The organism is Marivita sp. NO-S04 (assembly GCF_059070475.1).
Genome location: NZ_JBKAEE010000002.1, coordinates 51,359 through 76,257, shown reverse-complemented (window position 1 = coordinate 76,257; position 24,899 = coordinate 51,359). Strand labels below are relative to the sequence as shown.

20 protein-coding genes and 1 other annotated feature are annotated in these 24,899 nt (G+C 60.4%); of the genes, 14 read left to right on the top strand and 6 right to left on the bottom strand.

Going from position 1 to position 24,899, the window contains the following annotated elements; genetic code table 11:
* The first annotated feature begins 180 nt into the window (after positions 1-180).
* Positions 181-1,218 (top strand): replication initiator protein A, encoded by a 1,038-nt coding sequence (locus ACK3EW_RS22870; protein WP_493809797.1) that lies wholly within the window; start codon positions 181-183, stop codon positions 1,216-1,218.
* 114 nt (positions 1,219-1,332) lie between these two features.
* Here ACK3EW_RS22870 and ACK3EW_RS22865 read toward each other — a convergent pair whose 3' ends face one another.
* From ACK3EW_RS22865 to ACK3EW_RS22855, 3 genes are all read right to left on the bottom strand, one after another.
* Positions 1,333-1,659: a type II toxin-antitoxin system PemK/MazF family toxin gene (locus ACK3EW_RS22865; protein ID WP_493809883.1), complete on the bottom strand. Its 327-nt coding sequence runs from the start codon at positions 1,657-1,659 to the stop codon at positions 1,333-1,335.
* Positions 1,656-1,874 carry an antitoxin MazE family protein gene (locus ACK3EW_RS22860; RefSeq protein WP_493809796.1) on the bottom strand — a complete coding sequence of 73 codons (219 nt, stop codon included), beginning with the start codon at positions 1,872-1,874 and terminating at the stop codon, positions 1,656-1,658. Before ACK3EW_RS22860 ends, ACK3EW_RS22865 begins: the two co-directional genes overlap by 4 nt.
* 200 nt (positions 1,875-2,074) lie before the next feature.
* Positions 2,075-3,352: a glycosyltransferase family 4 protein gene (locus ACK3EW_RS22855; protein ID WP_493809795.1), complete on the bottom strand. Its 1,278-nt coding sequence runs from the start codon at positions 3,350-3,352 to the stop codon at positions 2,075-2,077.
* 292 nt (positions 3,353-3,644) lie between these two features.
* On the opposite strand from ACK3EW_RS22855, the gene ACK3EW_RS22850 reads away from it, so the two are divergent.
* The 8 genes from ACK3EW_RS22850 to ACK3EW_RS22815 all read left to right on the top strand — a co-directional run bounded on the left by ACK3EW_RS22850 (position 3,645) and on the right by ACK3EW_RS22815 (position 12,420).
* Positions 3,645-4,364: a laminin B domain-containing protein gene (locus tag ACK3EW_RS22850; RefSeq protein ID WP_493809794.1), complete on the top strand. Its 720-nt coding sequence runs from the start codon at positions 3,645-3,647 to the stop codon at positions 4,362-4,364.
* Positions 4,334-5,647 (top strand): DUF4214 domain-containing protein, encoded by a 1,314-nt coding sequence (locus ACK3EW_RS22845; protein WP_493809878.1) that lies wholly within the window; start codon positions 4,334-4,336, stop codon positions 5,645-5,647. The genes ACK3EW_RS22850 and ACK3EW_RS22845 overlap by 31 nt, the downstream gene beginning before the upstream one ends.
* A gap of 218 nt (positions 5,648-5,865) precedes the next feature.
* Positions 5,866-6,276: a hypothetical protein gene (locus tag ACK3EW_RS22840; RefSeq protein ID WP_493809877.1), complete on the top strand. Its 411-nt coding sequence runs from the start codon at positions 5,866-5,868 to the stop codon at positions 6,274-6,276.
* A 42-nt stretch (positions 6,277-6,318) separates the two neighbouring features.
* Positions 6,319-6,798, top strand: coding sequence for a hypothetical protein (locus ACK3EW_RS22835; protein ID WP_493809876.1), 480 nt, complete (start codon positions 6,319-6,321; stop codon positions 6,796-6,798).
* A 15-nt stretch (positions 6,799-6,813) separates the two neighbouring features.
* On the top strand, positions 6,814-8,247 hold the full coding sequence (locus ACK3EW_RS22830) for a DUF4214 domain-containing protein (protein ID WP_493809875.1): 1,434 nt from the start codon (positions 6,814-6,816) through the stop codon (positions 8,245-8,247).
* A gap of 253 nt (positions 8,248-8,500) precedes the next feature.
* Positions 8,501-9,735, top strand: a protein-coding gene (locus tag ACK3EW_RS22825) for an IS3 family transposase (RefSeq protein ID WP_493808251.1) whose coding sequence is annotated in 2 segments (ribosomal slippage) — positions 8,501-8,801 and positions 8,801-9,735 — 1,236 coding nt in all. Because the reading frame shifts where the segments join, the coding sequence is not laid out codon by codon here.
* Positions 8,788-8,904 (top strand) — a sequence feature (AL1L pseudoknot). It overlaps the preceding gene by 117 nt.
* 291 nt (positions 9,736-10,026) lie before the next feature.
* The gene (locus ACK3EW_RS22820) at positions 10,027-11,118 is read left to right on the top strand and encodes a carboxynorspermidine decarboxylase (RefSeq protein ID WP_493809874.1); all 1,092 of its coding nucleotides are present in this window, start codon (positions 10,027-10,029) and stop codon (positions 11,116-11,118) included.
* 48 nt (positions 11,119-11,166) lie between these two features.
* Complete coding sequence (locus ACK3EW_RS22815; RefSeq protein WP_493809873.1) at positions 11,167-12,420, top strand: saccharopine dehydrogenase family protein; 1,254 nt, start codon at positions 11,167-11,169, stop codon at positions 12,418-12,420.
* 45 nt (positions 12,421-12,465) lie between these two features.
* On the opposite strand, the gene ACK3EW_RS22810 is transcribed toward ACK3EW_RS22815, so the two are convergent.
* Positions 12,466-14,544, bottom strand: a complete 2,079-nt coding sequence (locus tag ACK3EW_RS22810; RefSeq protein WP_493809872.1) for a TRAP transporter permease — start codon at positions 14,542-14,544, stop codon at positions 12,466-12,468.
* Between the two features lie 81 nt (positions 14,545-14,625).
* Positions 14,626-15,627 carry a TAXI family TRAP transporter solute-binding subunit gene (locus ACK3EW_RS22805; RefSeq protein ID WP_493809871.1) on the bottom strand — a complete coding sequence of 334 codons (1,002 nt, stop codon included), beginning with the start codon at positions 15,625-15,627 and terminating at the stop codon, positions 14,626-14,628.
* Between the two features lie 192 nt (positions 15,628-15,819).
* On the opposite strand from ACK3EW_RS22805, the gene ACK3EW_RS22800 reads away from it, so the two are divergent.
* The 5 genes from ACK3EW_RS22800 to ACK3EW_RS22780 all read left to right on the top strand — a co-directional run bounded on the left by ACK3EW_RS22800 (position 15,820) and on the right by ACK3EW_RS22780 (position 20,385).
* The gene (locus ACK3EW_RS22800) at positions 15,820-17,679 is read left to right on the top strand and encodes an Ig-like domain-containing protein (protein WP_493809870.1); all 1,860 of its coding nucleotides are present in this window, start codon (positions 15,820-15,822) and stop codon (positions 17,677-17,679) included.
* A 69-nt stretch (positions 17,680-17,748) separates the two neighbouring features.
* On the top strand, positions 17,749-18,129 hold the full coding sequence (tnpA, locus tag ACK3EW_RS22795; RefSeq protein WP_493806895.1) for an IS66-like element accessory protein TnpA: 381 nt from the start codon (positions 17,749-17,751) through the stop codon (positions 18,127-18,129).
* Positions 18,126-18,473, top strand: coding sequence for an IS66 family insertion sequence element accessory protein TnpB (tnpB, locus tag ACK3EW_RS22790; protein ID WP_037967155.1), 348 nt, complete (start codon positions 18,126-18,128; stop codon positions 18,471-18,473). The genes tnpA and tnpB overlap by 4 nt, the downstream gene beginning before the upstream one ends.
* Before the next feature lie 62 nt (positions 18,474-18,535).
* Positions 18,536-20,173 (top strand): IS66 family transposase, encoded by a 1,638-nt coding sequence (tnpC, locus tag ACK3EW_RS22785; RefSeq protein WP_493806894.1) that lies wholly within the window; start codon positions 18,536-18,538, stop codon positions 20,171-20,173.
* A gap of 17 nt (positions 20,174-20,190) precedes the next feature.
* On the top strand, positions 20,191-20,385 hold the full coding sequence (locus tag ACK3EW_RS22780; protein ID WP_493809869.1) for a hypothetical protein: 195 nt from the start codon (positions 20,191-20,193) through the stop codon (positions 20,383-20,385).
* A gap of 155 nt (positions 20,386-20,540) precedes the next feature.
* Here ACK3EW_RS22780 and ACK3EW_RS22775 read toward each other — a convergent pair whose 3' ends face one another.
* The gene (locus ACK3EW_RS22775; protein ID WP_493809868.1) at positions 20,541-24,785 is read right to left on the bottom strand and encodes a chemotaxis protein CheB; all 4,245 of its coding nucleotides are present in this window, start codon (positions 24,783-24,785) and stop codon (positions 20,541-20,543) included.
* Positions 24,786-24,899: the final 114 nt, after the last annotated feature.

Genomic DNA, 24,899 nt, shown 5'->3' with positions numbered 1-24,899 from the left:
TTCCCGAATCATCCCCCATGAAAACCGCCCGACAACCCCTTGGGACGACTCGCGTTTTCCGCCTTGCCCGTGTGTGAAGTGTCGAAGCGCTTGTGTGTGAAGTGTCGTTTTGACCTTGGCGTGTGTGAAATGTCGTTGTACCTTGCCCTGTGTGTGAAGTGTCGTTCAGGAGCCTGCCCCATGTCCACAGCGCCCGCCGCCTATCCGCTGCTGCCGGACCGCCATCCGCAGGGGGATTTCTTTGTCTGCGACATCCTCGACGCCGCCCCCAAGGGGGACATGGGCTCGATGGAGCATCCGATCTTCTCGCTGTCCACCAAACCCGACACCCGGCCGCGCCGCTATGAACACAACGGCGTCACCATCGACATCAAGCCTTCGGTGGACGGGCTGGCCACCGTGCATGACCGGGACATCCTGATCTACTGCATCTCAAGCCTCATCAAAGGCATGAACGAAGGCCGCGAACCCCAGCAGGTGATCCGCTTTCAGGCCGCCGACCTGCTCAAGGCCACCAACCGCATGACCACCGGGCGCGGCTACAACCTTCTGAAGGCCGCGATGGAGCGGCTTGCCGGCACGCGCATCTCCACCAACATCACCACCGGCGGGCAGGAGATTTTCGAGACCTTCGGCCTCATCGAACGCGCCAGGATCGTGCGCGAAACCCGCGACGGGCGCATGCAGGAGGTCGAGGTCAAGCTCAGCGACTGGGTCTTCAACGCGATCCGCGCGCAGGAAGTCCTCACGCTCAGCCGCGAATATTTCCGCCTGCGCAAACCGTTGGAGCGGCGCATCTACGAACTGGCGCGCAAGCATTGCGGCCGGCAGAAGGAATGGCGCGTGTCGATGGCGGTGCTGCAAAAGAAATGCGGCTCGGGCTCGACCTTGCGCGAATTCCGCCGCCTCGTTCTGGCCATCGCCAAGGAAGATTCCGAATACAACCACATGCCGGATTACGAGATCCGCATCGATGACGACAAGGATCAGCTCATCGCGCGGTCCCGCGGCACCGTGGGGGACGACCGCTCCGAAGCGGTGGAGATCCCGCCCCTCGACCCGGAGGTCTACGACATGGCCCGCGCCGCCGCCCCCGGCTGGGACGTCCACGTCATCGAGGCCGAATGGCGCGCCTGGGCCAGCAGCACGCCGCGCAACCCCGAAATGGCCTTTCTGGGCTTCTGCAAGAAATGGGCCCAGCAGCGCGGAGAGCCTTAACACCCTGGCATTCGGGGTGCACATCAAGGCTGAGGAAGATGGCAGGAAATAGGGGGGCTTTCTTCGCATCGCTATCGGTATGCCATCACGGCACGAAATCTGTCCGCAGGATGCTCACCCCGCCAGCCCGAGAAACACCGCCAGCGCTTGGTTCACGCTGACCATGGTCGCTTCGTCAAGACGACCAAACACCGGACCGATCTTGTCGGCCTGCACGGTCATCGGCTTGTCCAGCATGATCTGGGACTGCGCGCGCAGCCCGTTCTCCGGTGTCGGCTCCACCGTCGGGCGCAGCAGCGGGGCATCAAGCAGAGTGGATGTGATCGGCAGGATCGCCACCGACCCCAGTCCGGCGAACTGGTCGGATTGGATGACAAGGGCAGGTCGGGGTTTGCCATAAGCCCCCTGAAGCGCCACAGTGACAAGGTCGCCGCGCCTCAGCTCCACCCGTCCAGATCCGCCGCCGCTGCATCCATGAAATCATGCAGAGCCGCATCCTGCCGCTCAGCCGCCGCGATCAGCGCCGCTTGTCTGCGGCATTCCTCGGCAAAGCCCGAGCGGCGGGTGTCGGGCACCCAGATCTGAACCGGACGCAGCCCTGCGGCACGCAGCGCGTCGCGATGTTTCTGCACACGGTCTGAAACGGGTGTCGGCATCTGTGTCTCCTTGTCGTTACATGTAACGGATACCAGGAGCCGTTTCAATACAGGTTGCACGCATCAGCACTGACGCCCCTTTTCGCGTGGAACGCCGTCAGGCGTGACACGCGCACTGGAGACGCGTTTCTTTAACAAACCCTGAATAGGACCGAACCGGACCCAATGTTTCGCGTGCGAAACATTTCCCTGACAGGCAGTTAACCCTCCAGCGCCGCCATCACGTCCCGCCCCACATCGTTCCAACTGCGCAGGGGGGTGTCTGCGATCCGCGCCTCCAGGGCCGCGCGCTCCGACGGATCGAGACAGCGCAGCACGGCGGCCTCAAGGCTCTGCATCGACGCAGGATCGCAATAGGCCACCATGTCGCCGCCCACCTCGGGCATGGACGCGGTCTGTGACACCACCCCGGTCTTGCCATAGCTCAGCCCCTCGCCGATGGGCAGGCCCCAGCCTTCGTAAAGGCTGACCGTCGCGGTAAAGAGGCAGTGACGGTAGAGGTGGTCCAGTTCGGCATCGCTGGGCGCATCGAGCCAGATCACCCAGCCGCCCAGGCCGCCCGTCTGCTCGAGCATCGCAAGGAACCCGCCCGTCAGCCAGCCGCGCTTGCCCGCCAGCACGAGGCGCGGCAGCTCGAGATCGTTTCGCTGCGCAAGACGCGCCCAGACCTGCACCAGCCGCCAGAGGTTCTTGCGTGGCTCGATCGTGCCCACGCAGAGCGCGTAAGGCACCGTGGTGGCCTCATGCACCAGCGGGCTGAGGGCATGGGGGCCGTCAAGTGCGGCGCCGACACCGGCCTGCGCCAGCGGGGTGACATGAACCGTGCCGCCAAGCCCTTGTTCCGACAGGAACTCCCGCAGGTCCCGCGCGGTGGCCTCGGAATTGGCGAGATAGCCGCTGACATAGTCTGCCGAGCCGACCAGCCACTGGTGATAACTCTTCGCCGCCTTGGGATCGGCCTGTTCGGGCAGCTTCATCGGGATGAGGTCATGCACCAGAAGCACCACCTTCACCCCGCGCGCATGGGCGCTGCGAAAGGCACTTTCCACCTTGCCACGGCCCCAGATCGCCCCCAGCCCGCAGACCGTGTCGCCCGGTTGGGCGACCTTGGCAAAGGCGCGCAGGGCGACGGGGCGCACCGCCTTGCGCGGGCCATAGAGGCGCTGCCAGAGGGCGAAATCCAGCCCGCGCTTTTCGAAATAGCGGGGCTTGCCCAGCTTGCCCGCCAGCCGCATCCGGACGACATGCACCGCCTGCTTGACCGGTTGGCCCCGGTAGCGGTCGAGAAACTGCGCCGGGATCTGCGCCTTGAGCGCACGGACCCCCAGCGCCGGGGCCAGCGCCTCGATGTCGAAGGCCTCAAGCGCGTCGATCAGATCTGCGGCGGGGCAGGTGAGATAGGCTTTTTTGACCGGATGGTAAAAACTCAGGAACACGTCGCGCCCGCGCAGCCGGACGGCCTGGGCGATGATGCGCACCGCGGCGCGCTGGATGCCGCTGACCGAGCGATGTTCGCGGATATAGGTGACGATGTCGCTGACATCGAAGAAAACCTGCGCCATCTCGTTTCTGCTGTCCTCAACCCTGATCCTTGCTGGAAGGTGTTACGGCAAGCGGCGGTCAAGGTCTATTGCGGTCTCCCCTGTGCCCGGAAGTGCTCTGTGCCCATAAAGATTTGAATGGGGAGGCCGCAAAGACAGCTTTACAGATCAGCAATCGTGCTCAAATGATTGTTTCGGGTATAATTTTATTTCAAAGGTGCGCAGGTCCATGCCGACAATTCTCTCCGAAGATTTCAACACCAGTGACGGCGGCTGGACCACCAATGCCGATGCCCGCAATTTCACCCATGTGCCGCTCAGTGGCGGTACGGGCGGCTATGTCGAGGCCTTTGACCGGGTTTCGGGCGATGTCTGGTATTTCGTAGGGGGTGCCCCCTTTACCGGGGATCTGTCGCTCTTTACAGGAGGCACGCTGGAGTATTCCATCCGCCAGTCCAGCACCTCCAGCCAGTTCGACGCGGTCGATGTCATCCTCGTGGGGGCCGACCGGTCTATCGGGTTCGACTTTCCGATCGACGAAAACCCCGGCACGGACTGGACCGATTACAGCATCAGCCTGACCGCATTGGCGGGCTGGTTTGATCTGGCGACCGATGTTGTGCTTACGACTGATGCCGAAATTGCCGCCGTTCTGGACGACCTTCAGGCGCTCCAGATCCGGGGCGAATACGTGACTGGCCCCGACTCCGCCCAGCTGGACGAGGTCACGCTGACCTCGCTCCCGGGGGCTGGCGGCGGGGGTGGCGGAACGGGCACGCCCGCGCCTTATCGCGACGGCTTTGCCACCGGCGACGATGGCTGGCGCATCACCGCGGACGGGCAGGACGCAAGATGGATCGCCACGGGCGGCAAGACCAACGGCTACCTTCAGGCCAGCGACCGCCCCTCCGGGGATGTGTGGTTCTTCAAGACGCCGGTGGCTCGCTGAACTATTCGCTGTTCCAGACCAGCCTGAGCAGCCAGTTCGACGACATCGATGCCAAGCTCATTGCCACGGATGGGCGCGAACTGGTGATCGACCTGCCCGCAGATGCCCGACCGGGTCTCGACTGGACCGATTACAGCATCGCGCTGGACAGCAAGGGCGGCTGGGTCGACCCGGACACCGGGCTGGCCGCCACCAATGCCGAGATCACGTCGGTGCTCGCGGCGCTCGATTCCATCGAGATCCGGGGCGAATACCGCACCGGATCCGATACTGCGGGACTGGACGATTTCGCGCTGCTGGGCGTGGGCCAGGTGCTTGAGGATTTCAGCCAGGCGGGCGGCAACGGGCCGGATGCGCTGGACGGCACCACCGGGGGTGACGAGTTGTCGGGCGCGGGCGGCGACGACACGGTGACGGGCAGTCCGGGCAATGACACGCTCTCTGGTGGCGAGGGTACGGATACGGCGCGGTATTCGGGCGATCAGGACAGCTACACGCTGCAGATCACGCCGGACGGATTTGTGCTGGATGACCGCCGCGACGCGGGCGACGGCACCGACACGCTCACGGGGTTTGAGTTTCTCGACTTCGAAGGGGGCAGTTACTTTGACGGCGGGGCAGGGGGTCTGACCCTCTTCGACCTGCGCCAGTTCGCCGATTTCGCAACACTCACGCCCGAGGATTTCCGCACCTTCGTCGAGATCTACATCGCCTATTTCGACCGCGCGCCGGATGCGGTGGGGCTCTATTTCTGGGGCACGGTGCTGGCCAAGGGGCAGCTGACACTGGAGCAGATCGCGGATGATTTCTTCAATCAGCCCGAGACCCAGGCGGCCTATCCCGACCTGAGCAACAACACCCTTTTCGCGCAGCAGGTCTACCAGAACGTGCTTGGCCGGGACTTCGACGCCGCGGGTCTGAACTTCTGGGTGGGCGCGCTGGATGGCGGGTTTGTGACCAAGAGCCAGTTCATCTTGGCCCTGCTTGAAGGGGTGGACGCCCCCGCCCAACCGGGCGACAGCGCCGAGACCATCGCGCAGCGGGCGCTGGATGCGCAGTACCTCGAGACCAAGACCGATCTCGGCGTCTATTACGCGGTGATCCTCGGCATGAGCGACGTGGAGGACGCGCGTGACAGCATGGCGCTCTTCACCGGCACCCCCGCCAGCGTCCAGGCCGCCCGCGCTGAGATGGACGCCGATTTCGCCGAGGCGCTGGATCCTGTGACCGGCGAATTCCTCATGCCGCTGGTCGGCGTGGTGGACGATCCGTTCATGGCCTGAGGCCAAGCCCTTCTGGCGTGTCGTCTCATGCCAGAAGGGCCCGGTTCGACGGATTTTCCATAATTCGTCCCGGTCTACCCAGCATAATCCTTATTGCCACCATCATTGTGCCCAGATGTGGCGGTAGCTTTTGCTTCCAATGAAAGTCGCACTCGCAACGCGCAAGTGGACCGGCTGAAAGCCTGTGCTTTTTGTCTCGGCTTGGAAAGGAGTCTGGCGTGTCGTTTGAGGCAGCATCTATCGACCGAACGGCACGTTCTGAACCCCTTGAGGGGAGTGCAGTTCTTTTGGCCGCGACAGGCGATGCGCATTCCCCGCACCAGGGCACACCATGCCCCGAAGCCTGGCACTATCTGCGTGGTTTTCCGCCCAAACGCGCCACTGCTCCCTTTGATGCCGGAAAATTTGATGCTACCAGATGCCTCAATCAGAACGGCGGCGCAGACCGTTGCGAACATGGCAGTGAGCAGGGCGTGTGTAAATTCAGTTTTAATCTTGTGTGTTTTACGCACTCGGTCGGCGATTTTGAGGCCATCTCATACAATCCGACGGCCTCGGCACGGTATTTGCCAGCTCGCAAGGACGTTTGTGCGTTGAATGAACAGACACCGCCCGGAACGGTCGCATGACCCTCTCAGGCAACAGGACATCTCTCGGTAGGAGGCAGTAACGTGAGCAATTCCACACCAGTCGGACCATTGGTCTTTCTTGGAGATCCTAATGTCGGGAATACTCTTATTGCCCGTCCCAATGGCATAGCAGACGCTGATGGCATCAACTTTGCCACAGAAACATTTCAGTGGCTCCGCAATGGCCAGCCTATTTCGGGTGCGACCGATCAAAGATATACCCTGACCGCCGCAGATCAGGGGGCAGGGATCAGCGTTTCCTACAGCTACCTGGATTTTGGTGGCACGCGGGAAACAGTCGGCAGCAAGTCAAAAACCGTCCTTGCGGCCTCAGATGACGGTGGGACTTATACACCGCCGACAATCGTTGGGATTGAGCCTATCCCAACTCCGAACAACTCTGCGCCACAAGGCCCTTTGAGTATTCTTGGCGATGCGCTTGTTGGGGAAACGCTGATCGCCCGGCCTAACGCCATCATCGATGCAGATGGCATCAATGACAGCACCAAAAAATTCCAGTGACTGCGTGACGGAGATGTGATCCCGGGGGCAACCGGCCAATCCTACGTTGTGACAAATGCGGATAGGGGCTCCCAGATCAGTGTTCTGTACACCTATTTCGACAATGGTGGCAGCTTTGAAGTCGTTGCGAGCAAGCCCGAGCCAGCTGTGCCTGGGGGCACGACGACGCCCCCGGTTGTCCAGCCACCGGTAGAAGAAGAGCCCGTCGAGGAAACTCCGATTGAAACCCCGACCCCGCCGACAGGCTTCATGAACTCCGTGCCGATCGGCAAGCTGGTCATCCTTGGCTTCCCGGTCGAAGGGGCCGATCTCTGGGCCCGGACCGATGCGGTGTTTGACCGCGACGGGTTCAACCCGGCGAATGCCCGATTCCAGTGGCTGCGGGACGGCGAGCCCATTCCAGGTGCCACCGCCAACACCTACCGGATCACAGAAGATGATCGCGGTGCGTCGCTCAGTGTCCAGATGAGCTTTGTCGACGGGGCAGGAACTCTGGAAACCGTGGTCAGCGAACCTGAACCGCCGGTGCCGGATCCCGATGCCGAGGAAACCCCGGAGCCTCCCACAGAGGGTTCAGAGCAGCCGCGTGCCACCGGTGTCCTTGAGGGCACTCCGGAAGATGATGATGCGCTGATCGCCACATCCGAGATCGGCCGTATCGACGGTCTGGACGGTGTCGACACGGCGGTCTTTGCCGGGGACCAGACCAATTACACGCTGGTGTTCAGCCCTGACGGGATCACTGTCACCGACCGTACGGATGGCGGTCTGGGCACCATTGCGCTGGACAATGTGGAACTGATCGATTTCGGAACCGAGCTGCCGGTGTTCGGCGGCGCGATGGACCTGCGCCAGTTCGGCGGTCACACGGCACTCGATCAGGAGACCTTCGAAAGCTTCGTCGAGATGTACATCGCCTATTTCAACCGCGCTCCCGATGCGGTGGGTCTGGCATTCTGGGGCACGGCCTTTGCCAATGGCATGTCTCTTGAAGAGATCGCGGCTGAATTCGCGACGCAACCGGAAACGCTGGCGATCTATCCCGCTGGAACGAACAACCTGAAATTTGTCTCCGACGTTTATGACAACGTGTTGGGCCGGTCGCCGGACATTGACGGTTTGCGCTTCTGGGCGGGTCAGCTGGATGACGGCAATGTCAGTCGCGGCGAGTTCATCCTGGCCATGTTGAACGGTGTTCAGGACGGCAGCGCAGACCGTGCCTATCTCGATCAGAAAACCGATCTGGGCGCACTGTTCGCGGTGCATCGCGGCATGTCGAACACCGACGACGCAGCCCAGGTCATGGCTCTGTTCACGGGCAGTGCCGAGAGCCTGACCGATGCCGTGGATGCTGTCGAAGCGCTCTACATGGCGTCCATGAGTGCAGAGAACGGCGATTTCCTGATGCCGCTTGTCGGCGTATTGGACGACACCTTCGGCGTGCTCTGAGCCGAAAACCCATTCCTCTGGGAATGGACGCATTCGTGAGAGCCAGCCCGGGGGCTACCCTGGCTGGCTTTTGTTTTGTCAAACTTCAGGTTTCCGCATGGTCACAGTCATTTAAGAGAGGGTTTTGAGGATAATTCTGACTGTTGTCGGGCCCAGTGGGAAGAAGAAGCGTATGTGCCGCAAGCCTTGATCTGCGACTCCGGTGAACCGCCCCGGGTTTACCGGAGAGTAAAACACTCAAAGGATGAGCCCTATGACAAAGCAGAGATTCACCCCCGCCTATCCGGCCGAGCTTCGCGAACGCGGTGTTCGGATGTTTCGAGAGAACCGTACCGATTATTCCAGCGATACGGCCGCCTATAAGGCCATCGCGCCGAAGCTTGGCTGTTCGCCGGACAGTCTGCGGGTCTGGTGTCAGCAGGCCGAACGCGATGCCGGGCAGCGGGCCGGTCTGACAAGTGCCGAGAAGGATCGGATCAAGGAACTTGAGCGTGAGGTCCGTGAACTGCGCCAGGCCAACGAGATCCTGAAGAAGGCCAGCGCATATTTCGCAGCGGCGGAGCTCGACCGCCCATTCCGCAAATGATCGCGTTCATTGATGATCACCGTTGTGTCCATGGTGTCGGGCCGATCTGCCGGGTTCTGGGGATCGCACCATCGACTTATTACGCCTTCAAGGCCGTGGAGCGTGATCCGGATCTGGCATCGGACCGGGCCAGGCAGGATCAGCTGGACATGGCTGCGATCAAGCAGGCCTTCGAGGGCAGCCGGGGCCGATATGGCGCGCGCAAGGTCTGGCACCAGCTACGCCGCAGTGGCCATGATATCGCCCGCTGCACGGTGGAGAGGTTGATGCAGGTCATGGGATTACAAGGCGTTGTGCGGGGCAAGAAGGTGATCACCACCAACCCCGATACGGCACAACCTTGCCCGCACGATAAGGTAAACCGAGCCTTCGTGGCGGACATGCCAAACCAGCTTTGGGTCAGCGACTTCACCTATGTTTCCAGCTGGCAAGGAATGGTCTACGTGGCTTTCATCATCGACGTCTTCGCCCGCAAGATCGTTGGCTGGCGGGTCTCGACCTCGATGACGACTGGTTTCGTCTTGGATGCCCTGAACCAGGCCATCTGCCAGAGGGCGCCGTCTGAGGCTGACAAATTGATCCATCACAGTGATCGTGGCAGCCAATACCTGTCGATCCGATACACCGAGCGGCTCGCAGAGGCCGGCATCGATACCTCGGTCGGAAGCGTCGGCGATTCCTATGATAATGCCCTCGCCGAAAGCATCATCGGCCTGTTCAAGACCGAGGTCATCAAGTTCCTCGGCCCCTGGAAGTCGGTCGGTCAGGTCGAATGGGAAACTCTGAAATGGGTCGACTGGTATAACAACACCCGCCTTCACAGCGCCGTCGGTTACATCACGCCACAAGAAGCAGAGGAGGCATTCTACGCAAGCTTGAACGCTGACGAAAAAGCAGCCTAACTATTGAACCAGAAACTCTCCGGTAAACCCGGGGCGGTTCACCTCTTCCATAAATGCCCTGCCCGGTGCCCATCTGGGTCTCGAGCGATGGGGAGAAAGTTGCCCTGAACTGGACCATCGATCCGTGTTTGTGGACTGGCATGACTATCAAGGCTCTTACGGATATGAGCAGGTCAATTACTGAAAACACTGCCACAGATTCCATTGCACGGCTGGACCGATCCTTATAAACGGCCCCGGCATCGTCAGTGCGATGCATTCCCGTCCCGACCCGTGAAAGGCTCGACGCGCATGCAGACGCCCTATTACCTCATCGACAAATCCCGCCTGCTTCCGAACATGGAAAAGATCGCGTGGCTGCGCGAAAACTCGGGTGCGAAATCGCTGCTGGCGCTCAAGTGTTTTGCCACATGGTCGGTCTTCGACATGATGTCCGAATACATGGACGGCACCACGTCCTCTTCACTGTTCGAGGTCAAGCTGGGGCGCGAGAAGTTCCCCGGTGAGACCCATGCCTATTCCGTGGCCTGGGCGCCGAATGAGATCGACGAGGTGCTGGCCTCGTCGGACAAGGTGATCTTCAACACCGCGCAGCAGCTTGAGCGGTTCGAGGCGGTGAGCCGGGACCATGTGCGGGGTCTGCGGGTCAATCCCGGAGTCTCGACCTCGAGCTTTGATCTCGCCGATCCGGCGCGGCCCTTTTCGCGGCTGGGCGAACATAGCCCCGAGACGATCGAGCCTGTGGCGGATCTGGTGTCCGGCTTCATGTTCCACAACAATTGCGAGAATGCCGATTTCGAGCGGTTCGACGCGATGCTGGGCATGATCGAACAGCGCTTCGGTCACCTGATCCGGCGCATGGACTGGATCAGCCTTGGCGGCGGCATCCATTTCACCGGCGAAGGCTATCCGCTCGACCGGTTGGCGGAACGGCTCAAACGCTTTGCCGGGCAGAACGAGGTGCAGGTCTATCTTGAACCCGGGGAGGCGGTGATCACCAAGTCGACCACGCTCGAAGTGACGGTTCTGGACACGCTCTACAATGGCAAGAACCTCGCCATCGTCGACAGCTCGATCGAGGCGCATATGCTCGATCTCTTGATCTACCGCGAAAGCGCCAAGATGGACGAGAGCGGCGATCGCGAATGGATGATCTGCGGCAAGTCCTGCCTTGCGGGGGACATTTTCGGTGAATTCCGCTTTCCCAAGGACCTCGCCCCCGGTGACCGCCTGTCGATGCAGGACGCGGCCGGGTATACCATGGTGAAGAAGAACTGGTTCAACGGTGTGCAGATGCCCGCCATCGCGGTGCGCGAGCTCGATGGAACCGAGCGCCTCGTGCGCGGCTTCACCTATGACGATTTCGCGGCGGCCCTGTCGTGATCTGACCGCGCCCCTTCGGGCGCCTCATCATCTCAAGGGAGTTCTGGCTTGAAAAAGACCGTTCTTATCATCGGCGCCGGCGGCGTCGCTCAGGTTGTTGCCCATAAATGCGCACAGAACAATGACGTGCTGGGCGATCTGCATATCGCCAGCCGCACCAAATCGAAATGCGAGGCGATCATCGCCAGCGTCCACGACAAGGGTGCGATGAAGGTTGCGGGCCGGTTTGACGCCCATGGCGTTGACGCCACCGATACCGACGCCGTGGCCGCGCTGATCCGCGAGACGGGTGCGCAGATCGTCATCAACGTGGGCACGGCCTTTGTGAACATGCATGTGCTGGATGCCTGCATCGCCACGGGGGCCGCCTATATCGACACGGCGATCCATGAAGAGCCGGACAGGATCTGCGAAACCCCACCCTGGTACGCCAATTACGAATGGAAGCGCCGCGATGCCTGCACTGAGCAGGGTGTGACCGCGATCCTGGGTGCGGGCTTTGATCCCGGCGTGGTGAACGCCTATGCGCGCTTTGCCATCGACCAGATGGACGAAGTGAAAAGCATCGACATCGTCGACATCAACGCAGGTAGCCACGGCAAGTATTTCGCGACGAATTTCGACCCCGAGATCAATTTCCGCGAATTCACCGGCACCGTCTATTACTGGGAAGACCAGACCTGGAAGGAACTCGCGATGTTCGAGAGCGGGCGCACCTGGGACCTGCCCGTGGTCGGCCCCTCCAAGGCCTACCAGTCCGGCCATGACGAGGTGCATTCCCTGGCGGTGAACTACCCGCAGGCGGATGTGCGGTTCTGGATGGGTTTTGGGGACCATTACATCAACGTCTTCACCGTGCTGAAGAATATCGGACTTCTGTCGGAACAGCCCGTCACCACCGCCGAAGGTCAGGAAGTGATCCCGCTCAAAGTGGTCAAGGCCTGTCTGCCTGACCCCGCGAGCCTTGCGCCGAACTACACCGGCAAGACCTGCATCGGGGATCTGGTGAAGGGTGTGAAGGACGGGCACGACATCGAGCTCTTCGTCTACAACGTGGCCGACCACAAGGAGGCCTATGACGAGGTGGGCAGCCAAGGCATCTCCTACACCGCCGGTGTGCCGCCCGTGGCCGCCGCCATGCTGGTGGCGACCGGAGAATGGGACGCAAAGACGATGACGAATGTCGAGGAACTGGACCCCAGGCCCTTCTTCACCCTGCTCGACCGCATCGGTCTTCCGACCCGCGTGCTCAAGGGGGGCTTGGGCGGCGAGGACATGGCCTGGACGGAGTACACGGCCTGAGTTTGACAGTGCCGGGGCAGGGGGGACCTGTCCCGGCTGTTCCTGTCAGCCCTGTTCCGGTCCGGGCAGGGTGCGCGCCGCCGCCATCTGGCGCAGCAGGACCGGCAGGGCAAGCGCCAGCCCGATCACCGTTGCGGTCAGTGCAGGCACCACCATGAGCAGGGCAGACACTGTCAGCGCCAGCCGTTCCATTCGCCAGAGTGGTGCAAAGAGCCAGCCCGAAATGGCGGCCGACAGCATCCAGATGCCCACCAGCAAGCCGAACACCGCCAGCGCAAAGGCTTGCAGGGTGAAATCCTGCGTGACGATCAGCACCGAGGGCGAGAAGACGAAGACGAAGGGCACCATGACTTTGCCCATGGACAGCCGGAAGGCGGTGTTGCCGGCGCGGAACGCATTGGCCCCCGCAATCCCCGAGGCGGCATAGGCGGCCAGTGCCACGGGGGGCGTGATGTCGGCCAGCACCCCGTAATAGAACACGAAGAAATGCGCCACGATGGGCTCGACGCCAAGCAGGCCCAGGATGGGTGCGGCCACCGCCACCATGATGATGTAATTGGCCGTGGTGGGAATGCCCGCCCCCATTAGGATGCAGACAATTCCGGTCAGGATCAGCGTGAAGAGCAGCGTCATCGTGGGCACGGTCATCACTTCGAAGGGCAGGACCGACAGCGTGGCGTGCAGGTCGCTGGCCCATCCCGCGGCAAGCCCCGTCACCATGTAGGCGAGCTTGAAGCCCACCCCGGTCAGGGTCACCACGCCGATCACCACACCCACAAGGGCGGCAGCGGCGGTGACGGCCAGCGATTGCTTGGCCCCCATGATGAAGCCTTCCCAGATCCCGAGGGCCGCCATGCGCAGCCCGTCGCCAAACCCGTGCCGCATGAGGCATTGCAGGATCAGCACCGCGATGCAGGCGGCGATGGCCCAGAAGGCGGCGGCAAAGGGTGTGCGCCCCGACAGCAGGATCGCGATCAGCAGCACCAGCGGCAAGAGGCTCAGCCAGCCTTCGCGCAGCACCTTCATCACGTTGGGCAGTTCGTCGGCGCTCAGCCCGCGCAGGCCCAGACGGCGCGCCTCGAGATGGACCTGCATCAGCACGCCGTAGAAATGCATGAAGGCGGGCACCAGGGCGGCGGTCAGGATCGTGGTCAGCGGCACACCCAGGTATTCGATCATCAGAAAGGCCACCGCCCCCATCACCGGCGGCGTGATCTGCCCGCCGGTGGAGGCGGCGGCCTCGACCGCAGCCGAGAAATGGCGCGGATAGCCGATGCGCACCATCGCGGGAATGGTCAGCGCCCCGGTGGTGACGGTGTTGGCGATGGACGATCCCGAGATCGACCCCAGAAGCGCCGAGGACAGCACCGACACCTTGGCAGGCCCGCCCGAATAGCGCCCTGCCGCCGCCGAGGCGAGGTCGATGAACAATTGCCCCAGCCCGATCCGTGTGGCCATCACCCCGAACAGCACGAAATGGAACACATAGGTGGCGATCACCCCCAGGGCCGTGCCGTAGATGCCCTGCGAGGTCAGGTAGAGATGGTTGACGATATTGGTCCAGCTGGCACCGGGATGCACCAGCACCCCCGGCATGGAGCGGCCGAAATAGGCATAGGCCATGAACAGGATCGCGATCACCGGCAAGGGCCAGCCCATCGACCGGCGCACCGCCTCGAGCAGGGTCACGATCAGCACCGTGCCCATGATCACGTCGATGGGCAGCGGGTTGCCGACGCGGAAGGCCAGCTGGTCATAGACCCAGGGCACGTAAAAGGCCGCAGCGGCAGCACCCAGCGCCAGCACCCAATCGGCCAGCGGCAGGCCAAATGGGGCCATCAGGCCGGGGCGCGTCACCCGTCCCGACAGCGCCGAGAAGGACAGGAACACCAGGAACAGCGTCACCCCCATGTGCCCGCCCGCATGGGTCGTGGCGCGGGGAATGCCGAACCCGGCAGTGTAGAAATGATAGCAGGACAGCAGGAACAGGATCGTGCCCGCCGCCAGCGTCAGGCCGGGGGGCAGGGGGCGGAACCTGGTCTCGGGATCGAAGCGCTGTTCAAGCGCCTCAAGCTCTGCGGCGGAAAGCGCGGGCTTGTCGGGGGTGTCATCCGTTCTGGTCATCGCCCGGACTCCTGCTGATGTCGGTCATGGAAAAGGCGGGGCAGTCGTGCCGCCCCGCCGTTTGGTTTCCCGGGGGTCGGATCAGTCGATCAGACCGGCTTCGCGGTAGAAGCGCTCGGCGCCCGGATGCAGCGGGATGCCGACACCGGAGAGGGCCGTTTCGGTCCGGATCGCCTTGCCCTTGGCATGGCCGCTGTCCAGGAGCTTGCGGGTGTTGTCGTTCCAGAGCGCCTGGGTGATGCCGTAGATCAGCTCTTCCGGCTGGTCCGCCGAGGTCACCCATTGCGCGCCCACGGCGAGGGTCGTGGTGTCCGCCGCCACACCTTCATAGGTGCCTGCCGGAACCAGGTCCTCGGCAAAGAACGGATAGGCTTCGCGGATCGCCGCCGCACCGTCGCCGGTGATCGGCACGAGGGTGATCGCCATCTGGCTGGCCAGTTCCGCGATCGCACCCGCCGGGAACCCGCCGACGAAGAAGAACGCATCCATCTGCCCGTCGCGCATCCGGTCGGCCGCCTGGTTGGGTTTCAGGAATTCGGCCTGGATGTCGGCCTCGGCAATGCCGAAACCTTCGAGGATGATGCGGGCATCCACCAGCGTGCCCGAGCCGGGTTCATCCAGCGACACGCGCTTGCCGCGCAGGTCGGCCACCGACGCGATGCCGGCATCGGCACGGGCGACGATGTGGATCGATTCAGGATAGAGGTTCGCAATCGCGCGCAGGCTGTCGACGGCGGGCTTGCCGTCCCAGATGCCGGTGCCGGAATGGGCCCAGTTGGCCACGTCGGACTGCACGAAGCCCGATTCCAGCGTGCCGCCCGCGATGGCGTTCACGTTGGCAACGGACCCGTTCGACGACACCGCCGAGGCGATCAGGCCCGGCACGCCACAGCTGCCGCCTTCCTCGCAGGAGCGCGAACCCGGCGGGTTCGAGATGGCGTTGGCGAGCAGGCCGCCGATCGGATAATAGGTGCCCGCCGTGCCGCCAGTGCCGATGCGGAAGAAGCTCATGTCCTGCGCCGTGGCCATCGAGCCACAGGTCAGAGCCGCCGCGAGCAGGGCGGTCTTGAGATGGTGCAACATTGATCTCTCCTCTGTTGGATCGTTGTCATGCCGCATCCTTTGCTCTTTCCGAGGCGGCTGCAACGGCTCCCCGACGGAATTTATCCTCCAATGAGTTCAGCGGTTTGATCCGGTCCCGTGTCGGGTCGATCCAAATTTGGCCTTGTTTGTGAACGATAATCAACACTCGTGGCCATTATCGGGATTCGCATCATGGAAGCTGCCATCTTCTTGGGCCTTGCAGCCTTGCTGGGCGTCTCGGTGGGTCTCTTCGACTTTTCCGAGCCCGAGCCACCTGAGGCTGAAGACGACACCGCCTCGACGACCGAGGACACGGCAGTCACGATTGACGTTCTGGCCAATGACGAAGATCCGGATGGCGATGCGCTTTCTGTGACGTCTGCATCGGCTCTGAATGGCTCTGTTGCGGTCGGTGCCAGTGGCAGCCTGACCTATACACCGAACCCGGATTTCGCGGGCACTGACTGGATCAGATACGGCATCGAGGATGGCGATGGGGACAGCGACGATGCCTTCGTCACGGTGAATGTCATTGCCGCAAACGACCTGCCTGTGGCCAACGGGGATGCCGCCTCGACCGTGGAGGACACGGCGGTCACGATCAATGTGCTGGGCAATGACAGCGATGTGGACGGCGATGCGCTCTCGGTAACGTCGGCCTCGGCGACGAATGGCACGGTGGCGATTGCTGCGGGTGGCAGCCTGACTTACACGCCGAACGCGAATTTCGCGGGCACCGATACGATCAGTTACACGATCAGCGACGGGGCTGGCGGCACCGCCAGTGCGAGTGTTTCGGTGATCGTTGCCGCCGTGAACGACGCACCTGTTGCGGTGGGTGACACCGCCACGACGGTTGAGGACACGTCGGTGACCATCGGTGTGCTGGGCAATGACACTGACGTTGACGGCGATCCACTCTCGGTGACCTCTGCGTCTGCGACCAACGGTTCTGTTGCGATTGGGGCCGGAGGCAGCCTGACCTATACGCCAAACGCGGATTTCTTTGGCACCGATACGATCAGCTACACGATCGGCGACGGCGCGGGTGGCACGGCCACCGGCAGCGTTGCGGTGAGCGTGGGCGCGGCGAATGATGCGCCTGTTGCGGTGGCGGACACGGCGACCACGGCCGAGGACACGGCGGTCACGATCACCGTTCTGGGCAATGACACGGATGTGGACGGCGACCCTCTCTCGGTGACATCCGCTTCGGCGACGAACGGCACGGTCGTGGTCGAGACGGATGGGAGCCTGAGCTACACGCCGAACGCGGATTTCTCTGGCACTGACACGATCACCTACGAGATCAGCGACGGCGCGGGTGGCACCGCCACGGGCAGCGTTGCGGTGAGTGTTGGGGCGATCAATGATGCGCCTGTGGCCGAGGATGACACGGCCTCGACACTTGTAGACACCGCCGTCACGATTGATGTGCTGGGCAATGACACGGATGTGGATGAGGATCTGCTGACAGTGACCTCTGCGACGGCACCAAACGGCACGGTTGTGGTCGAGGCGGACGGCAGCCTGACCTACACGCCCAATGCGGCGTTCACGGGTGCGGATGTGATCAGCTACGAGATCAGCGACGGGGCGGGTGGAACGGCCAGCGCCAGCGTGGCGGTGGATGTGCTGGCACCCCCCGTGGCCCCTGCGGCGCGGATGGCGCTCGACAGCGGGCCGGACGGTGAGCTGGTCTCGGGCAGCGACGGTGATGACGAGATCACGGGTGGCGCGGGGGCGGATACCATTTTCGGCCAGGCGGGTTCCGATACGCTGACTGGCGGTGCCGGAGATGACGAGATCAATGGCATCTGGGACGGCAGCGACGACACCCGGATTGCAGCGCGGGATCTGGCTGACCCGGATGTCCTGCTGGGGGGCGACGGCAATGACGAGATCTTCCTGGGCAGCGGCGACGCGGCAACGGGAGGTGACGGACCGACACGTTCTACACTGGCACATGGGTCGATCCGGACAATGCGCCTCTTGTCCTTGATCTGGCGCCCGACGAATTCCGTAACCGCGCCATTGGCACCGCCTGCCTGAGGTTGGTGCGGTGATCTAAGACACGTGTTTAACTACGTCGTTAGCGACGTGTCTTATGCGGGGTCCCTGATGCGTGGTGAAATTCTTGGGATGGAGCGGCGGCGCTTCTGGCGTGATGAGGACAAGCTCGAGATCATCATGTCGGTCGGGGTTGGTGGCACAACGGTGACGCAGGTGGCGCAGCGCCATGAAGTGACGCGGCAGCAGATTTACGCTTGGCGGCACGACCTGAAGAAGAAGGGTCTGTGGTCGCCGGAGGCCGGGGCGCTTTTCTACCCTTTGGATATGCCAGTGGCGGCTGGAGTGCCGACAGCGCAGGATACGGCCGCTGAAACGTCGCCACCGGTTGCGGTTGAATTGCGTTTGCGTGGCGGCCGTAGTTTACATTTTGAAAGCACGATTGATCCGACTGCACTGTCGGTGCTGATCCGCGCGGTGGACGCCGCATGATCGGTCCCGGCACTGGTGTGCGTGTGTATCTGGCGTGTGGTGTCACGGATATGCGAAAGGGAATCGCGGGGCTGGCCGCTTTGGCGCAGGATGTGTTGCGTCAGAAACCAGCCAATGGTGCGGTATTTGCGTTTCGTGGGCGACGCGGGGATCGTATCAAGCTTCTGTTCTGGGATGGCCAGGGGTTTTGTCTCTACTACAAAGTCTTGGAGCGTGGCCGCTTCCCCTGGCCGAATGCTGCGGATGGGTCGATGCGGCTAACATCAGCACAGCTCGCGATGCTGTGGGAGGGGATCGACTGGAGACGTCCGGATTGGGGCGCTCCGCCAGCGCGCGTGGGGTAATTCTGCGCACGAATTATCGTTATTTATATGGCGCTTGAGCCTGTTTTTTGGTAGTCAAGCGCATGTCTGAACCTGCTGAAAACCTGCCTGATGATCCCGCTGAATTGCGCGCTATGATCGCTGCTCTACAGGCTGAAAACCTGCGGATCGCGGCAGAGAACGCCAAGATATCGGCCACGCTACGGGTTCACGACCAGCTGGTGCAAGCCCTGCGCCTACGGATCGCCAAGCTTCAGAAACTGGCCTTCAGCAAATCCTCGGAAAAGATTGAGCGCGAGATCGAACAGCTGGAACTGGCGCTTGAAGACCTGCTGGTTGCCGTGGCCGAAGACGATGAAGCGCCAATCGACGAAGGGCCGGATGAGCCATCAGCGGAAGCTGCCGATGCGCCCACTTTGCGCCGCAAGCCACGTGTCTCGGATGCGACCCCGCGCGAACGCCGTGAACTGGACCCCGGTGCCTGCTGCCCCGACTGTGGCGGCGATCTGCGTGTGGTGGGTGAGGATGTCAGCGAACTGCTGGACATGATCGCCGCTCAGATGAAGGTGATCCAGATTGCCCGGATCAAGAAATCCTGCCGCCGGTGTGAGCGGATGGTGCAGGAACCAGCACCCAGCCGTCCGATCCCCGGCAGTATTGCAGGGCCGAACTTGCTGGCCCATGTGCTGGTCTCGAAGTTCGACGACCACCTTCCGTTATATCGCCAGCACGAGATCTTCGCCCGCATGGGAGCAGACATTCCCGAAAGCACGCTTGTTGGCTGGTGCGGGCGAGCCATGAAGACCTTACAGCCGCTCATTGTACGGATCGAGGCGGACATCATGGCCAGCGACCTGCTGCATGCGGACGACACCCCCATCCGGGTGCTTGATCGCAGCATGCGCAACAGAGGGCTTGGCAAGGGTGTCAAGCAGGGCCGGATCTGGGCCTATGTGCGTGATCAGCGACCCTGGGCCGGGGCATCACCACCGGGTGCTGTCTATCGCTTTGCGCCAGACTGGAAGGAAGAGCACGTCCTCAGTCATCTGTCCGCAGCGCAGGGCATTCTTCAGGCCGACGGCTACAAAGGGTATGCCAAGCTTTACGCGCCAGAGCCTGACGGCACAGCCCGTTTGCGGGAGGCCGCCTGTTGGGCGCATCTGCGGCGCGACTTCCATGACTTTTGGACCTCAACCAAATCCGAGATCGCTCGCGAGGCGCTCGACCGGATCGGAAAATTCTACGACATCGAGCGCGATATCAACGGTCAGCCCGCCAACGTCCGCTATGCGGCACGTCAAAAACTTACCAAGCCCAAGGTCGAGGCTTTCTTTGCTTGGTCTGAACAGCAGCTTCTGCGCATCCCCGGCAAAAGCGATCTAGCCAAGGCGTTCCGCTATGGCCTCGCGCGGAAGGAGGCCTTCAGCCTGTTCCTGAACGACGGGCGTGTGGCCATCGACAACAATCCGGCCGAACGCGCCCTGCGCCCGATTGGAATAGGACGTAAAAACTGGCTCTTCGCGGGCGCAGATACCGGCGCGGAAACCCTCGCGCGCGCGATGACGGTCATTGAAACGGCCAAGCTGAACGGTCTTGACCCGCTGGCCTATCTTGCTGACATCCTCGACCGCATCCACGATCACAAGATCAACCGGCTTGATGAATTGCTGCCTTGGAACTGGGCGCCGATCGCATCCGTGAAGAACAGTCAAGCCGCGTAAGCTGCGGTATCAATGGCGTGGTTACCGAATTCCTGATTGTCTCGGTGCCCCAAGGCACCTCGGCAGGTACGTCGATCACCCTCGGAACCGATCCGATCACGGGGGACACCCTTGTTCAGGCCAATCTTCAGACCGTGGCGGTCATTGCGGCAGGGGGCGTTCCGGTGACACTGGGGCAGATCCTTGTCGTCGAGAATGCCAGCATTGTGTAGGCAAGCGGCATGAGGATGTGATCAAGAGGTTGTTGCAAGGCGGCAAGATAGGCCGCTCACCCTCGGAGCGTCACCTCAAACAAGTGCCCCCAGTCACCAACGGAAGCACCATGTGGCCTGCAGAGGCCTATGGACTTGCAAGACCACTCGGACGCTTATGACAATTCATAAATCAAGCCATCTGCTTCCAAGCGCAATTGGGCGCTGACGTTCAACTCGCTTGGGAGAATAGAACGGAGCAGCAAAGTGCCAAACCCCTCCTTGTTTCCCGGTACAACGGTTGGCCCTCCGCGTTCTGTCCAGGTCAGGCGCTGGAATGCTTCGCCCTTTGCCTGAACGCAGATCCGGACCTCTCCGGCATCATTTGAAAGAGCGCCGTATTTGACGGCATTGGTGAGCAGCTCGTGTATGGCGAGGCCCGTCAGCATGGCGGTGTTCGGCGAAAGGCTGACATTGTCTCCTTCGCAGATCACACGTGCGCTTTGGGCGCTGGCATAGGCGCTGAGTTCAAGAGCGAGAATGTCCTTGAATGTCTGTTTTTGCCATCCGCTGGAGGTCAGCTTGTCATGGGTTCGGGCCATGGCTGCCAGACGTTCGTCAAGCTCTTCGACCATGCTCTGCGGGTCGGTTGCGGTAGAAGCGGTGAACCGTGTCACAGCTTGGATGGTGGCGATAACATTTTTGACCCGATGCTCAAGCTCTGCCACCAGGATATCCTTGCGGTCCGTTGCTTCCAAAAGCGCGGTCTGGTCGGTGATGGTAATCAGCACCTCCTGAATGTCTTCTGTGCTGCGATGCACGGGGGAGACCGAGATCAAGACCCGCCGCAATGAATTGTCTACGGGTGTGATGATACGTTCGTCATAACGTGAGGTCTGTCCCCCTAACGCAGTTTTCAAGGCGGTCTGCAGGCGATCGACCGCGTCGTTCTCCATCTCGACACTGGCCAGATATTGAAAATTGATCCCGATCAAGTCAGCCTTTGATTTTCCAATTGCTGCCGTTACGCTATTGTTAACGTCGAGCAACACGCCATCGCGGTCCACCAATATAACCTGTGCTTCAAGCGCCTCAATGATGCTGGTCTGACGCAGTGTCTGCTGCACGTTTGCATCGCGCATGGCGACAAGTTCGGAAATCTCCAGGCTGACAGTCACGACACCCGTAATATTGCCCGCCAAATCGCGATAAGGCTGGATGATACGCCGAAAGACACCTTCAATTTTCTCTCCACGTGCATTTATGGAATTGACTATAACTTCTCGATCAATATGAGTTTTTGCATCTTTATATACAGAATCATATGTACCTTTCAGTGATTTGTAGTCTTGGGGAATAAACTCCTCGACTGTCTTTCCAATCGGATCTTCTGTCCCAAGCATTTCGCGTGCCTTCCGGTTCGCATGGACGATCACATGGTCCGGACCTTGGTGAATGGCAATAGAAAAAGGAACATGTTCGAAATTTCTCAGAATTCGTGAGCCAGCCTCCAGAAGCTCGGTTTTTTTTGCTTCAAGACTTTTTTCTAATCTTTTTTGTTGTGTGATTTCCAAAGCTGTGAACGCGATTTCAATCGTGTCACTGCCGTCGACCACGATCGGAAAATAATTGGAGATCCAGGTTTGAATTTCTTCGTTTTTCGACTGGATCCAAGCGTTTATTTCCACATCGAAAATTGGCTCCTTCGTCTGGGTTATTTTGTGAAACAGAGGTTTGACCTTATTCCAAACATCAGGAACAACTTCCTCGGGATGGCGCCCAACAATCTGTGATGCTGGCTTCCCGATCATTTTGGCCAATGCTTCGTTGACGCGCAGATATCGCATGTCGGGTCCATGCATGGCAGCGCCTATCGGGGTGCGGTCATAGAATGCTTCAAGTTCAGCAAGCCGATGTGCCAGTTGCTGGCTGGCCAGCTTGAGAGCCCATTGCTGCTCCAGTTGTTCGGTTATTTCAAAAAACGAGACGACAACCCCGTCTCTCCTGTTGTCAGGATCCAGGTATGGTCTTATTTTGACAATGTAATTGTGCCTCCTGTCCAGCGTGGATACTTCACGGGAAAATGTCGCCAAGGTTTTCTCTGGCTGCGTCAGATCGTCCTTGAGTTGTGGATAATCAAGTATCGTCACGAGATCAAAGATGGAGCGCCCAACATCCCGATCCTGAATGGAAAAGAGGTCTTTGCTGCGTGGTGTGAAGAGTTTAAGCAAACCTTGACGATCAACAAACATGATTGCGATATCGATGTTTTCGATCAGGTTTCGGAGATTGTTGTTTGCCACACCAAGGGCTTTGTTCTTCGCCGTCAGTTCGGAATTTATAATTTCAAGATCAGTATTCACGGAGTGTAATTCTTCTCTGGAGCTTTCCAGCTCTTCGTTTGAGCTCTGGAGCTCTTCGTTGATTGTCAAAAGTTCTTCGTTACTTGCCCAAAGTTCCTGTTCTGCCATCTTGAAATCGCGTTCACGATCCAGAAGGCGTTTTCTCGCCATGGTCAACTCTGCCTCATAAACAGATTCAGCCATATTGGCTGAAAAAATTGCGGCGCGTGTTTCTTTCCGGATGCGCACAGGCGAAAAGGCGACCAGGATGGACTTTGCTTCTTCATCCATTGGACGCGCCTGCAGGTCGAACATGTGCGCGATCCCATCGATCTCAACCATGATATCAGAAAGCGTTGTTTCGCTCTTTCGTTGACGAACATCCTTCAGGATCAATCGCAGCGGCATGCGCATGCTTTCGATAAAGTAATCTTCAAAAACCGGGCTCGGAACACCTTTGGCTGGTCGGAGAAAACGGCGTGCAGCTTCCGATGCATACAGAACTTCATCATACTGGCTAATTCGGACAAATGGCGGAGCAAAGCTTGTCAGGAAGGCCTGTTCCGTATCCGTTTCAAGATTGATGCTGCCACGGGTTCTACGTGCAAACGCCATGTCATGTAGTTGCGTCGGCGATTTAGGCAATCGCATGGAAAAGGCGTTGGTGAGGACTGTTTGTGCAAGGTTTGCTGCAGAATCATCACGTTTGAAAATGCGCGCATGACGATCTACAATTTCAAAAAGACGCGTGTTGCCAAAGAGATGTTCCGAAGGGCCCAGCCAGAGAAACCCATGTGGGTTGAGCGCATAGTGGAAGCGCGAGACAATGTCTTCTTGAGCGACGTGATCAACATAGATCATCAGATTGCGGCAAGAAATCAGGTCGACCTTCGAAAAGGGGGGGTCTGTCAAAACGTTGTGCCGTGCAAAAACGCACATGTTGCGCAAGCGCGCCGAGACGGTCAGAAGACCATGATCGTCGTCGAAAAAACGCTCTTGCCGAGCTTTGCTGACGGGTGTGAGGGCATTTCGGTCATATACACCTCGGCGTGCAGTCGCGAGGGCATCGGGGTTAATATCTGTGCCGAACAATTTCCAGGACCGTTGGTCTCCGGTCTTGTCCTGGAGTTCGGATATAAGGAGTGCAAGGGAATACACCTCCTCGCCGGAGGAACATCCCGGGCACCATATTCGAAACTCGTCTTGGTCGCTTTGCAGAAGGTCAGGGAGAACGGTTTCCGCAATGGTTCCGAACATATCTGCGTTGCGAAAGAACTGGGTTACCCCGATCAGGAAATCTCGCGCGAGCTCTCGGGGCTCATCTTCTGAGCTGCGCAACAGGTCGATATACTCATCGACGCCTGACACGCGACGCATCAGCATTCTGCGCAGGACACGCCTGCGCAAGGTCGCCGGTTTGTAATTATGAAATCCGGTCTCGTCAGTGATCTCCAATCTGTTCAGAAGGGCGGGTAAGCGTGCCTCGATATCTTGGTTGAGGGTCTCGTTTCGGACGATGGGAACCTGCTTGCGCCATTTCTCCAATTGCAGAAGTTTGGCAGGTATAGCTTTTGGTTCCAGTTTGAAGTCGATCAGACCCGTTTCGGCGGCGCTGTTCGGCATCCCGGCGAACTTGGCGCTGGTGGCGAGCTGCGCGAACGTCACACCTCCCGCCGTTTTGATGGCCTCGATCCCGATGGTCCCATCACTGCCCGTACCGGACAAGACAACGGCGTAAGCGTTGCTGCCCTGATCTTCTGCCAAGGATTGGAAAAACAGATCGATTGGCAAATGAAGTCGGTCATCCACATCGCTGTCTTTCAAGATCAGGATTCCATCCTTGATCGACAGATGAACGCCAGGTGGAACCACCTGGACCGTGTTCGGCTTCGGGATGTCGCCTGTCCTGATCTGCTCGACCTGCATCGTGGTGTGGCTTGCCAGGATGTCCGCCAGCATCGATGTTCGCCCGCGGGCCATGTGTTGCACGATGACAAAGGCAAGGCCAGTATCTGCAGGCGTTGCATCAAGAAGCTCCGCCAGCGCCTCGATCCCACCTGCCGATGCGCCGATGGCCACGATGGTGCTCCCCACGTTTGCTCCTCTTCGCGTTTGCCCGCTTCCTTATGCGCTTTTCTGCTCAATTCCATGATTGGAAGAATTACAGAATGAAGCACCATCCTTGATTACGGA

Coding starts and splice junctions, on each gene's coding strand:
- tnpB (WP_037967155.1), top strand. CDS start 18,126: ATGATCGGTCCCGGCACTGGTGTGCGTGTGTATCTGGCGTGTGGTGTC.
- ACK3EW_RS22870 (WP_493809797.1), top strand. CDS start 181: ATGTCCACAGCGCCCGCCGCCTATCCGCTGCTGCCGGACCGCCATCCG.
- ACK3EW_RS22805 (WP_493809871.1), bottom strand. CDS start 15,627: ATGTTGCACCATCTCAAGACCGCCCTGCTCGCGGCGGCTCTGACCTGT.
- ACK3EW_RS22800 (WP_493809870.1), top strand. CDS start 15,820: ATGGAAGCTGCCATCTTCTTGGGCCTTGCAGCCTTGCTGGGCGTCTCG.
- ACK3EW_RS22810 (WP_493809872.1), bottom strand. CDS start 14,544: ATGACCAGAACGGATGACACCCCCGACAAGCCCGCGCTTTCCGCCGCA.
- ACK3EW_RS22820 (WP_493809874.1), top strand. CDS start 10,027: ATGCAGACGCCCTATTACCTCATCGACAAATCCCGCCTGCTTCCGAAC.
- ACK3EW_RS22860 (WP_493809796.1), bottom strand. CDS start 1,874: ATGCCGACACCCGTTTCAGACCGTGTGCAGAAACATCGCGACGCGCTG.
- tnpA (WP_493806895.1), top strand. CDS start 17,749: ATGCGTGGTGAAATTCTTGGGATGGAGCGGCGGCGCTTCTGGCGTGAT.
- tnpC (WP_493806894.1), top strand. CDS start 18,536: ATGTCTGAACCTGCTGAAAACCTGCCTGATGATCCCGCTGAATTGCGC.
- ACK3EW_RS22850 (WP_493809794.1), top strand. CDS start 3,645: ATGCCGACAATTCTCTCCGAAGATTTCAACACCAGTGACGGCGGCTGG.